Raw genomic sequence first — 11,285 nt, 5'->3', positions numbered from 1 at the left:
ATGGTACTGCACTCGACAGGGTGTGGGAGAGTAGGACACCGCCGGAACATACATTCCCTTTGGGGGCCCACATTGTGGGCCCCCAAAGTGCGTTTCGGGGATGAATCCGTGAGATCGGATGACCGAAAACCGATTGCCGGTAGCCGCCTGTGGTGCGACCATCGCGGCAATGGAAGCAATGCGGAACAGTTCGCTGGATCGGGAACCCTTTCCACTGCGCGGCCGGATCGCGTTGGTTACCGGGGTGAGTCGCCGGGCCGGGATCGGCTATGCGATCGGGTGCCGGCTCGCCGCGTACGGAGCGAGCGTATTCGTCCATCATTTCCGGCCGCACGATCAGCAGCAGGCCTGGGGTGCGGACGATCTTGGGGCGGTGCTGGCCGGGATACGGTCGCACCTGTGGGACGATTCTGCTCGAATCGCCGATATACAAGCGGATTTCGCGGATCCCGCCGCTCCTCAAGCGGTGGTCGACGCCGCGGTTGCGGAATTCGGGCATCTCGACATCTTGATCTGCAACCACGCTTCGTCCGGTTCCGACGGTCCGCTGGGAGATCTGTCGGCCGCGGACCTCGATTCGCACTGGGCGGTCGATGCCCGCTCGTGTCTGCTGCTGGCCCAGGCCTTCGCGAATCAACACGACGGCCGCGCCGGCGGGGCGGTGGTCTTCATGACCTCGGGGCAGCATCTCGGGCCGCTTCCCGGTGAGGTGGCGTACGGGACCGCCAAGGCAGCGCTGGAGGGGATCACCGTCACGCTGGCCGACCAGCTCGCTGACGCCGGTATCCGCCTCAACACCGTGAACCCCGGACCGGTGAACACTGGCTACCTCGCTCCGGAAATGTGGGAGCAGCTCGCGCCGATGTTCCCGTTCGGCCGCCTCGGTGAGCCCGACGACCCGGCGCGACTGATCAGCTGGCTGGTGACCGACGAGGCGCGATGGATCACCGGCCAGGTCATCAACAGCGAAGGCGGTTTCGGCCGCTGGCGACCACACGGCACCTGACCGCCACATCGGGGGACACGAAGTCTGCCACCGGTTCATCAGCCGTGCAGCAGGGCTTCGGGCGGAGTCGGTACGGCTCGCGGGTGCGTGCGCTGGACGGTGCGGACAGCGCCTAGACTCTGCCGGATGCGCCTTGTGATTGCTCGTTGCCAGGTCGACTATGTGGGGCGGCTGACCGCCCACCTGCCGATGGCACGCCGGCTTCTGATGATCAAAGCGGACGGATCGGTGCTGGTGCATTCCGACGGGGGGTCCTACAAGCCACTGAACTGGATGAGCCCGCCGTGCTGGTTGGAAGAGCGGGATCCGGATCCGGCGGCGGAACAGTTCAAAGCCCTCTGGGTGGTGAGTAACAAGGCCGGCGAGGAGCTGCGGATCGGGCTCGAGGAAATCGAACACGATTCCAGTCACGAACTCGGGGTCGACCCGGGTCTGGTGAAGGACGGGGTGGAGGCGCATCTGCAGGAACTGCTGGCGGAGCATGTGGAGACGCTGGGCGCCGGATACAGCCTCGTCCGCCGGGAGTACATGACGGCTATCGGACCGGTGGACCTGTTGTGCCGGGACGCCGACGGGCGGACGGTAGCGGTGGAGATCAAGCGGCGCGGTGAGATCGACGGTGTGGAGCAGCTCACCCGCTACCTGGAATTGCTCAACCGTGATCCACTGCTGACACCGGTGGCAGGCGTGTTCGCGGCGCAGCAGATCAAGCCGCAGGCCCGCACCCTCGCCGAAGACCGCGGAATCCGCTGTCTCACCCTCGACTACAACGCCCTACGTGGCACCGAGAGCAACGAATTCCGCCTCTTCTAGTCTGGAGGGCATGCCACGACGGAAACCGCGCGAGGGGCGCTCGGGGGCCCGGCCGCCGGCGCCGGGCACCGGGCTGGGGGATGTGTACCGCAGGACCGAAGCCGGGCCGGACGGTGACGAGTACGTGGTGCGCACCGTGCCGGGCGCGCGAGCGGTGAAACGGTACCGCTGCCCGGGCTGTGACCACGAGGTCATGCCGGGGGTGGCGCATGTGGTGGCGTGGCCGGTGGGCAGCGGCGAAAGTGATCGCAGGCATTGGCATCGCGGATGCTGGAACGGGCGGGGAACGCGGGGGATCACCCGGCGCTGGTCGTAGCGGCGGGTAACGGCAACCGCCGGGTTGTGGATATGAGGAAGGCCGCCCCGATGGGGCGGCCTTCGTTGTGAATTTGCGGTGTCGCCGTGTGCTTCCCGACAGCAGCCCTGGAGCCAGGGGCTAGTTGCTGATGTCGGCGTTCTCGCGTTCATCTTCGACGATGTCATCGGACTCGTCGTCGGCGCTCATCTCGGGGATCGCCTTCTGCCGCGAACCGGACACCGGCTTGTTCTGACCGCTGCCGAGGGACTTGCGCGGCTGCTCCGGCACACCGTCGAGCAGTTCGCTCTCCCGGTTCACCGCGGCGAGCATGGCGGGCACCGAATCGAGCTGGCCGCGGATACCGAGCAGCTGGGCCAGAACCCGGCCGCGCAGCACGCGCATCTCCTCGGCCAGTTCCTTCGCGTGCGCGATCTTGCGCTCGGAGGTCTGCGTGGCGGAGGTGATGAGACGGTTGGCCTCGTCGGTGGCGTCCTTGATCCGCTGGGCGGCCTCGGCGCGGCTGGTGGCCTCCAGCTCCTCCATGGCGCGGGTCAGCTTGGTACGCCGCTCCGCCATGGTGACCTCGAAGTCCTGCTGAGTGGCCTTGCGCTTGGCGTCGGACTCCTTGGCGAGGCGCTCGGCGTCGGCCTGGGAGGCTTCGATGATCTTCGAGGATTCGGTACGCGCGTTGGCAAGCGTCTGCTCGTACTCGATCTCGAGAGCTTCGCGCTTTTCCTTGGTCTCGGCGAGCAGCGATTCGTACTTACCGCGCATCTCCGCGGCCTGCTGCTCGGCGATGGAGACCATTTCCGCCGCCTCGGCCTGCGCGAGCGCACGGACCTCGGACGCCTCGTCGGAGGCCAATCGCAGCATCCGGGAGATGCGGTCGCTCATCCCTTCCGCGGTGGTCGGCGGAACGGACAGCCGGTCGACCTCCTTGCGGAGTTCGTCGATTTCGTCGCGGGCGTCTTCCAGCTGACTGGCGAGGTTCCGGGCCTGAGCGGCGGCGGCATCGCGGTCGGTGGCGGTGACCCGCAACTCGGCATCGAAGCGGTCGAAATAGTTACGTACCTCGTCTTGCGCATAACCCTTGCGCACGACGGTGAAGGGCAGCGCAACGAAGCGATTGCGATCGGACTCGGGTGACGACATGGCCAACAAACTACAGCCTGAGACCCGGCCGTGGTGAGTCGACCGGGAATGTTATCGGAGCGTCTCCTCAGCGCTCGAAGATGATACTAGTGCGTAACATTCGGATCCGGTTCCAGTAACTCCACCAGCACACCGCCAGCATCCTTCGGATGGACGAAATTGATGCGGGAATCGGCGGTGCCGCGGCGCGGCGCCTCGTAGAGCAGTCGCATACCGCGATCGCGCAGGAATGCGGAAACGGCCTCGATATCGGTCACCCGGAAGGCCAGCTGCTGCAGCCCGGGCCCGCTCCGGTCGATGAATTTCGCGATCGTGGAAGTTTCGTCGAGCGGAGCCAGCAACTGCAGAGCAGTCGAATCGTCCTCGGCGGCGGGCGCGGACAGCATCGCTTCCTGAACGCCCTGCTCCTCGTTGACCTCGCGATGGGTTTCGACCAGGCCGAGATTCTCTGCGTACCAGGCGACGGCCGCGTCCAGATCCGGGACGGCGATACCGACGTGGTCGACCGCGACGATGTAGTCGGCGGGGATGAAATCTGATGACGGGATAGCGGTGCTCACTATTCGAACGTAGCGCGATGTGCGGTAGACCGTACATGGGGTGCGGCCTTTGAGCACTTGCACGATCGCGGGACCTACTCAGGTTTTCCGGGGGCGGATGAGGGATTCGGGGTGGTTTGCCGAGGTGGCCGCATCGCGGGGGCGGGGTGAACAGAGGGCGCATGCCTTCAAATGTCCGCGGCGTGATCTGCGCATCCCGGCTCTCCACGTTGTCGCGATCGCAAGCTACCGTGGGGTAGTTCCGCAGCCCGGGGGTGCAGATGACCAGACCGCAGATCGTGGCCGGTCAGCGCTGCCGGGTGCGGTTCCTACCCGGAACTCGACGGTGTGACAGGGCCGGTTCCTCGCGTTCTATCCGGACGGTCGCATCCATGGTCGGGGCCCGCCCCGAGTCTGGAGCGACCAGAGGGAGGGAGCGCAGCGACCGACCGGCGGGAGTGAAGACTCGGGGTTAATAGGGCCCCGACCCGCCCCGCCGGAGGCGGGGCAGAAAATACAGGAGGTTCGTCGTGACCAAATCCGTGATCGTGGCCGGTGCGCGCACCCCGGTCGGACGGCTGCTGGGTGGCCTGAAGGGCTTCAGCGGTTCGGATCTGGGTGGGTTCGCCATCGCGGCCGCGCTGGAGAAGGCCGGTGTCCGCGGCGACCAGGTCGATTACGTGATCATGGGTCAGGTGCTGACCGCCGGGGCGGGGCAGATTCCGGCCCGGCAGGCGGCGGTCGCGGGTGGTATCCCGATGGATGTCCCGGCCCTCACCCTCAACAAGGTGTGTCTGTCCGGAATCAACGCGATCGCGCAGGCGGATCAGCTGATCCGGGCCGGCGAGTACGAGATCGTGGTCGCCGGCGGGCAGGAATCGATGAGCCGTGCTCCGCATATGCTCGAGAAGAGCCGTGAGGGTTTCAAATACGGCGATGTGACCCTGCGTGACCATATGGCCTACGACGGGCTGCACGATATTTTCACCGATCAGGCGATGGGCGCGCTCACCGAGCAGCGCAACGATCGCGATCCGATCACCCGCGCGGATCAGGACGCGTTCGCCGCGGCCTCGCATCAGCGGGCCGCGGCCGCCTGGAAGAACGGTGTCTTCGAGGACGAGGTCGTGCCGGTGGAGGTGCCGCAGCGTAAGGGGGATCCCGTGGTGGTGGCGCAGGACGAGGGTATCCGTGCCGATACGACCGCGGAGTCGCTGGCGAAACTGCGGCCTTCCTTCAGCAAGGACGGAACCATCACGGCCGGGTCCGCCTCCCAGATCTCCGACGGCGCCGCGGCGGTCGTGGTGATGAGCAAGGCCAAGGCCGAGGAGCTGGGGTTGAGCTGGATCGCCGAGATCGGTGCGGCCGGTGTGGTGGCCGGGCCGGATTCCACATTGCAGGATCAGCCGGCCAACGCCATCGCGAAGGCCTGCGCCAGGGAAGGGATCGCGCCGGCCGATCTGGATCTGGTGGAGATCAACGAGGCGTTCGCGGCTGTCGGGATCGCCTCGACGCGTGCGCTGGGTATCGATCCGGAACGGGTGAACGTCAACGGCGGCGCCATCGCTCTCGGGCATCCGCTGGGGATGTCGGGTGCGCGCATCGTGCTGCATCTGGCGTTGGAGCTGAAGCGGCGCGGTGGCGGGATCGGCGCCGCGGCGTTGTGTGGCGGCGGTGGTCAGGGTGACGCGCTGATCGTCAAGGTCTAGACGGTTCCGGGGCCCGGGTATCCGGGCCCCGCTGCCCGGTAAGTCCGGTCCGACCGATGTGACCGGTTCGACTACGACGCCGTGTAGTGATTAGGGCACAATGGTGCGCATGAACTTCCTTGGTCTGCGCACCACCGCCGGTCGGTTCCGTTTCTTCGCGGTGCTCGAGGCGATCTCCTGGCTGGGCCTGCTGGTGGGAATGGCGTTCAAATACCTCCCCGACCCGGGTAACGAGATCGGCGTGAAGATCTTCGGCCCGGTGCACGGCGGTGTCTTCGTCCTGTTCGTGCTGACCGCGCTGCTGGCCGCCCGTGAGCTGGAATGGAACTGGAAGACCACGGTGCTGGCCCTGCTGTCCAGCATTCCGCCGTTCTTCACGGTGATCTTCGAGGTGTGGGCGGTGCGTACCGGCAAACTCGGCGAACTGAGCGCGCCCGCGACCGCGGAGTCCCCGAAGACTCTCGCGGCGTCCTCGTGACAGACTGGATGCTGTGACTCGACCAGCATCTCGCCGTCCTTCACCAGCCGCAGCCGCCGCCATGTCCGGGGCGGTTGATCTGTCCGCCCTGAAACAGCCGCCCGCGGGCGCGCCGGCCGCCGGTGACGGCGGTGGCGGTGACCACGCGGTCAACGAGGCGGACTTCGAGACCAAGGTCCTGCGGCGCTCCATGCAGGTACCGGTGGTCGTGGCGCTGTACTCGCAGCGCAGCCCCGGCAGTATCGAACTGGTGCAACTGCTCGAACGCCTGGTGGGCGAGGCCGGCGGTGCCTGGGATCTGGCCGCGGTCGAAGCCGAGAGCAATATGCGGATCGCGCAGGCCTTCGGCGTGCAGGGGATCCCGACGGTGATCGCGGTGGCGGGCGGGCAGCCGCTCGCCGATTTTCAGGGTGGGCAACCGGAAGCCCAGGTCAAACAGTGGCTGGCCGCGGTGGTGCAGGCCGTCGAGGGCAAACTCGAGGGCGACCCGGAGGCGGCCGAGGAATCCGAGCCGCCCGCCGATCCGCGCTTCGCGACCGCCGAAGCCCTGCTGGAGCAGGGGGATTTCGCCGGTGCGGAATCGGCCTACGAATCGATCCTGGAGCAGGAACCCGGTAATGCCGAGGCCAAAGCCGCGCTGCGGCAGGTGAAATTCCTGGGGCGGGCCCAGGAGCTGCCGGAGTCGGCGATCGCGACCGCCGACGCCGAGCCGGGCAATGTCGCCGCCGCCTTGGACGCGGCCGATGTGGAGCTGTTCCATCAGCGGCCCGAGGCGGCCTTCGACCGGCTCATCAAGATGGTCGCGCGTACCGCGGGCGACGACCGCACCGCCGTGCGCACCCGGTTGCTGGAACTCTTCGAACTGTTCGACCAGGCCGAGCCGTTCGTGGTGGCGGCCCGCCGGAAACTGGCGACCGCGCTGTACTGACCGGTACGCGACCGGGCCTCGAACCGGCTCGGTCGCGGGGTCAGGGCCGCGGGATCAGCCAGAGCACGCTCAGTGGGCCGAGAGTGATCTCGGCCGACGCCGGGCGTCCGTGATAACCGATTTCCTCGGCGTGCACGACACCGGCATTGCCCGCGCCTGTTCCGCCGTATTCGATCGCGTCGGTGTTCAGGATCTCGATCCACTCGCCCCCGGCGGGCAGGCCGATCCGGTAGCCGGTGTGGACGGCGCCGGAGAAGTTGCAGATACAGGCGAGGGTGCTGCCGTCGGCCGCGTGGCGCAGGAAGGCCAGCACATTGTTGCGCCGGTCGTCACCGGCGATCCAGGAGTGGCCCCCGGGAGTTGTGTCCTGGCTCCACAGCGGCGGCTGTGCGCGGTAGGTCCGGTTGAGGTCGCCGACCAGCACCCGGACCCCGCGATGCAGTGGATTGTCCAGCTCGTGCCAGTCCAGGTCGTGGTCGTGCCACCACTCGCGGAAATGACCGAACTCCTGGCCCATGAACAGCAATTTCTTACCGGGATGGGCCCACATGTAGGCCAATAGCGCGCGGACGCCGCAGGCTTTGTCGAATTCGTCGCCGGGCATCCGGGTCCACAGGGTGCCTTTGCCGTGCACCACTTCGTCGTGACTGAGCGGAAGGACGAAATTCTCGTCCCAGGCGTACATGAGCGAGAAGGTGATCTCGTCGTGGTGGTGGCCGCGATGCACGGGGTCGTGGCGTAGATAGGCGAGCGTGTCGTGCATCCAGCCCATATTCCATTTCATGGTGAAGCCCAGCCCGCCGACCTCGGTGGCCCGGGTGACACCGGGACGGGTGGTGGAATCCTCGGCGACGGTCAGGACTCCGGGGTAGGCGCTGTGCACACTGTCGTTCAGTTCGCTCAGGAAGGCGACCGCCTCCAGGTTCTCGCGCCCGCCGTGGATATTCGGTTCCCAGCCGCCGGCCGCCCGCCCGTAGTCGAGATGGAGCATGGCGGCCACCGCGTCCACCCGCAGGCCGTCCACATGGAATTCCTCGATCCAGTACCGCGCATTGGCGACCAGGAAATTCCGCACCTCGGGGCGTCCGTAGTCGAAAACGTAGGTTCCCCACTGGGGTTGCTCACCGCGGCGCGGGTCGGGGTGTTCGTAGAGCGGGGTGCCGTCGAAGCGGGCCAGGGCCCAGGCGTCGCGCGGGAAATGGCCGGGTACCCAGTCCAGGATTACCCCGATACCGCCGGCGTGCAGGCGGTTCACGAAGTCACGGAAATCGTCGGGACTGCCGAAGCGGGCGGTCGGCGCGTAGTACGACGTCACCTGGTAGCCCCAGGAACCGCCGAAGGGATGCTCGGTGACCGGCATGAGCTCGATATGGGTGAAGCCGAGTTCGCGGGCGTAGTCACCGAGCTGCTCGGCGAGCTCGGTATAGGTCAATCCGGGACGCCAGGACGCGAGATGGACCTCGAAAACGCTCAGCGGTGCGCGAGCCGGATCGGTGCGGGCCCGGGCGGCGAGCCAGGCCTGATCGGTCCACTCGTGTCTGGATTCGGTGACGACCGAGCTGGTGGCCGGCGGGAGGGCGGCGGCGAAGGCGAGCGGATCGGCATGGTCGACCGCGCGGCCGTCGGCGCCGTGCACGCGGTACTGGTAGCGGTCGCCCGGGGCGGCGCCGGGTACGAAGACCTCCCAGACACCGGAGCGGCCGAGGGTACGCATCGGCCAGGTGCCGCCCTGCCAGTCGTCGAAATCGCCGAGCACCGTGACGCCGCGTGCGTGCGGAGCCCACACCGCGAACGACACCCCGGCGACCGCGCCGTCGAGCCCGGGGTAGCTGCGCGGATGGGCGCCGAGCACCTCCCAGAGGCGCCGATGGGTGCCCTCGTTGATCAGGTGCAGGTCGAGATCGCCGAGGGTCGGCAGATAGCGGTAGCCGTCGGCGGTGACGGTGACCGGGCGCCCCGGGGCGGTGGCGGCGATCCGGTAGTCCAGCACCTCTGGATAGGGCAGGGTCGCGGCGAAAACACCGTGGCCCAGCGGCTCCAGCGGGTGTTCGGCGGCGCCGATCAGAACCGAAACCGATTCCGCTGTCGGTCGCAGGACCCGTACCACGGTCCCGTCCGCGTATCGGTGGACGCCCAGCACGGTATGCGGGTCGGGATGCGTGCCGGCGGCGAGCAGCAGCAGATCGCGCCGGTTCACCGGCGCCTCACCGGAAGGTCCGCCGGTAGGCCAGGCCGGCCCGGGCCTCGTGCGGAACGGGCGGCAGCGCGACGATATGGGCGACGGCGCGGGCCGGGTCGAGACGGATGTAATTGGTCTGCGCCCAGTGGTATTCCTCGCCGCTGATCTCGTCGTGCACCACGTGGTCGTGCCATTCGCGGCCGAGGGCGGGCAGGTCCAGCGAGAGCATGCCCTGTTCGGCGGTGAACGGGTTGAGATTCACGACCACCAGTACCGCATCACCGGAAACCGGATCGATTTTCGAATACGCCAGCAGGTTGTCGTTGTCGATGTGGTGGAAATGCAGGCACCGCAACTGCTGCAACGCCGGATGCCGGCGCCGGATCTCGTTCAACCTGGTGAGCAGCGGCTCCAGCGATTCGCCGTGCATCCGGGCCGCGGCGAAGGGGCGTGGGCGCAACTCGTACTTCTCCGAATCCAGGTACTCCTCGCTGCCCGGCCGCACCGCCTGGTGCTCGTAGAGCTCGTACCCCGAGTACACACCCCAGCTGGGACCGAGTGTCGACGCCAGGACGGCGCGGATCGCGAACATCCCCGGACCACCGTGCTGGAGGCTTTCGTGCAGGATGTCCGGGGTGTTGACGAACAGGTTGGGGCGCGCCTCGTCGGCCTTGGCGGCCAGTTCCAGCCCGAACTCGGTGAGCTCGTGCTTATGGGTGCGCCAGGTGAAGTAGGTGTAGGACTGGCTGAACCCGCGGCGCGCCAGACCGTAGAGCCGGGCCGGATAGGTGAACGCCTCCGACAGCAGGATCACTTCGGGATCGGTGGCGCGCACCGCGGCGATCAGCCACTCCCAGAAATCGGCGGGTTTGGTGTGCGGATTGTCGACCCGGAAGATCCGCACACCCAGCCCGATCCAGTGCCGCACCACCCGCAGCACCTCCGCGTACAGGCCGTCGGGATCGTTGTCGAAATCCAGCGGATAGATGTCCTGGTACTTCTTGGGCGGATTCTCGGCGAACGCGATACTGCCGTCCGGCAGCGTGGTGAACCACTCCGGATGCGCGGCCACCCACGGATGGTCGGGTGCGCATTGCAGCGCCAGATCGAGCGCCACCTCCATACCCAGATCGGCGGCGGCGCGCACGAACGCGGCGAAATCCGCCTCGGTGCCCAGTTGCGGGTGGATCGCGTCGTGCCCGCCCTCGGCCGATCCGATCGCCCACGGCGACCCGGTATCGCCGGGACCTGCGGTGAGTGCGTTGTTGCGGCCTTTCCGGTTCACCACCCCGATCGGATGGATCGGCGGTAGATAGACCACGTCGAATCCCATGGCCGCGATCCGCGGCAGATCGCTCGCCGCGGTCGCGAAGGTGCCGTGCACCGGATTGCCGTCGGCGTCCCGGCCGCCGGTCGACCGGGGAAAGAACTCGTACCAGGAACCCGTAAGCGCCCGCGGCCGCTCGACCAGGACAGAGAACTGCGGGCCCCGGGTCACCAGATCCCGCAACGGATCGCGGCGCAGAATCTCGGCGACCTCGTCGGTGAACGCGGGCGCCACCCGGGCCGGCAGCGGATCGCCGGACCGCAGCGCGGCGGCCACGGCGCGCAACCGTTCGAACGATTTCTTCCCGACCGCCTGCGCCGCCCGCTCGAACAACCGCGCCCCGGACTCCAGGTCGTTGGCCAGATCCGCCGCACCCTGCCCGACCGCCAGCTTCGCCTCCACCGCCGACCGCCAGGTCGCGAGGGAATCGGCCCAGCCCTCGACGCGGTAATGCCATAGACCCGGGGTGTCGGGGGTGAAGATCCCGTTGAAGACATCGGGCTCGAAATCGGGAGCCATCGAGATCCGCTTGGACCGCGACGAGCCCGGGGCCCGCACCGCCAAGGTGGCCCCGACGGCGCCGTGTCCGTCCCGCCACACGACGGAACGGACGGGGAACACCTCCCCGACCACCGCTTTGGCCGGATAACCTCCGGGGATGAGCGGGGCGGTGTCATCTATGGCGATGCGGCCGGTCATCACAGCAACAATATTGGCGCGGCTTCTCCGTGCGGGGGTGGGGAGGTGTTTTCGGCGCGGAGTGCTGAATCGCCCCGGCGAGTCCGGAGACTTACTGGTGTGACAGCTCAGCGGTGGGCTGGGCTGGTTGTCGACTGTAGTAGGCCGCTTCCGTCTC

10 protein-coding genes are annotated in these 11,285 nt (G+C 67.6%); 6 read left to right on the top strand and 4 right to left on the bottom strand.

The features are described from left to right. The first annotated feature begins 169 nt into the window (after positions 1 to 169). The 3 genes from AB0F41_RS30925 (at position 170) to AB0F41_RS30915 (ending at position 2,135) form a co-directional block, all read left to right on the top strand. Positions 170 to 1,006: an SDR family oxidoreductase gene (locus AB0F41_RS30925; protein ID WP_357430013.1), complete on the top strand. Its 837-nt coding sequence runs from the start codon at positions 170 to 172 to the stop codon at positions 1,004 to 1,006. A gap of 126 nt (positions 1,007 to 1,132) precedes the next feature. Further along, on the top strand, positions 1,133 to 1,819 hold the full coding sequence (nucS, locus tag AB0F41_RS30920) for an endonuclease NucS (RefSeq protein WP_357430011.1): 687 nt from the start codon (positions 1,133 to 1,135) through the stop codon (positions 1,817 to 1,819). A 10-nt stretch (positions 1,820 to 1,829) separates the two neighbouring features. Further along, positions 1,830 to 2,135: an ATP/GTP-binding protein gene (locus tag AB0F41_RS30915; RefSeq protein WP_357430009.1), complete on the top strand. Its 306-nt coding sequence runs from the start codon at positions 1,830 to 1,832 to the stop codon at positions 2,133 to 2,135. 120 nt (positions 2,136 to 2,255) lie between these two features. On the opposite strand, the gene AB0F41_RS30910 is transcribed toward AB0F41_RS30915, so the two are convergent. Both AB0F41_RS30910 and mce read right to left on the bottom strand, forming a co-directional pair. Further along, entirely contained in the window at positions 2,256 to 3,269 is a 1,014-nt protein-coding gene (locus AB0F41_RS30910) for a hypothetical protein (protein WP_357430007.1), read from the bottom strand. Positions 3,270 to 3,355: 86 nt separating this feature from the next. Beyond that, entirely contained in the window at positions 3,356 to 3,829 is a 474-nt protein-coding gene (gene mce / locus AB0F41_RS30905; RefSeq protein WP_357430005.1) for a methylmalonyl-CoA epimerase, read from the bottom strand. A gap of 509 nt (positions 3,830 to 4,338) precedes the next feature. Between mce and AB0F41_RS30900 the strand changes: the two genes are divergently transcribed. From AB0F41_RS30900 to AB0F41_RS30890, 3 genes are all read left to right on the top strand, one after another. Beyond that, entirely contained in the window at positions 4,339 to 5,517 is a 1,179-nt protein-coding gene (locus tag AB0F41_RS30900) for an acetyl-CoA C-acetyltransferase (RefSeq protein ID WP_357430003.1), read from the top strand. Between the two features lie 100 nt (positions 5,518 to 5,617). Then, the gene (locus tag AB0F41_RS30895; protein ID WP_357430001.1) at positions 5,618 to 5,995 is read left to right on the top strand and encodes a DUF3817 domain-containing protein; all 378 of its coding nucleotides are present in this window, start codon (positions 5,618 to 5,620) and stop codon (positions 5,993 to 5,995) included. Between the two features lie 61 nt (positions 5,996 to 6,056). Beyond that, positions 6,057 to 6,923 carry a tetratricopeptide repeat protein gene (locus AB0F41_RS30890; RefSeq protein WP_357429999.1) on the top strand — a complete coding sequence of 289 codons (867 nt, stop codon included), beginning with the start codon at positions 6,057 to 6,059 and terminating at the stop codon, positions 6,921 to 6,923. Positions 6,924 to 6,963: 40 nt separating this feature from the next. On the opposite strand, the gene glgB is transcribed toward AB0F41_RS30890, so the two are convergent. Both glgB and AB0F41_RS30880 read right to left on the bottom strand, forming a co-directional pair. After that, entirely contained in the window at positions 6,964 to 9,120 is a 2,157-nt protein-coding gene (gene glgB, locus AB0F41_RS30885; RefSeq protein WP_357429997.1) for a 1,4-alpha-glucan branching protein GlgB, read from the bottom strand. A gap of 7 nt (positions 9,121 to 9,127) precedes the next feature. Beyond that, positions 9,128 to 11,128, bottom strand: a complete 2,001-nt coding sequence (locus AB0F41_RS30880; protein ID WP_357429995.1) for an alpha-1,4-glucan--maltose-1-phosphate maltosyltransferase — start codon at positions 11,126 to 11,128, stop codon at positions 9,128 to 9,130. Positions 11,129 to 11,285 lie beyond the last annotated feature (157 nt).

Origin of the sequence: Nocardia sp. NPDC024068 (assembly GCF_040638875.1) — a bacterium.
GTDB lineage: Bacteria > Actinomycetota > Actinomycetes > Mycobacteriales > Mycobacteriaceae > Nocardia.
This window is presented reverse-complemented; position numbering and strand designations above follow the sequence as displayed.

Coding starts and splice junctions, on each gene's coding strand:
- AB0F41_RS30925 (WP_357430013.1), top strand. CDS start 170: ATGGAAGCAATGCGGAACAGTTCGCTGGATCGGGAACCCTTTCCACTG.
- nucS (WP_357430011.1), top strand. CDS start 1,133: ATGCGCCTTGTGATTGCTCGTTGCCAGGTCGACTATGTGGGGCGGCTG.
- AB0F41_RS30915 (WP_357430009.1), top strand. CDS start 1,830: ATGCCACGACGGAAACCGCGCGAGGGGCGCTCGGGGGCCCGGCCGCCG.
- AB0F41_RS30910 (WP_357430007.1), bottom strand. CDS start 3,269: ATGTCGTCACCCGAGTCCGATCGCAATCGCTTCGTTGCGCTGCCCTTC.
- AB0F41_RS30895 (WP_357430001.1), top strand. CDS start 5,618: ATGGTGCGCATGAACTTCCTTGGTCTGCGCACCACCGCCGGTCGGTTC.
- AB0F41_RS30890 (WP_357429999.1), top strand. CDS start 6,057: ATGTCCGGGGCGGTTGATCTGTCCGCCCTGAAACAGCCGCCCGCGGGC.
- AB0F41_RS30880 (WP_357429995.1), bottom strand. CDS start 11,128: ATGACCGGCCGCATCGCCATAGATGACACCGCCCCGCTCATCCCCGGA.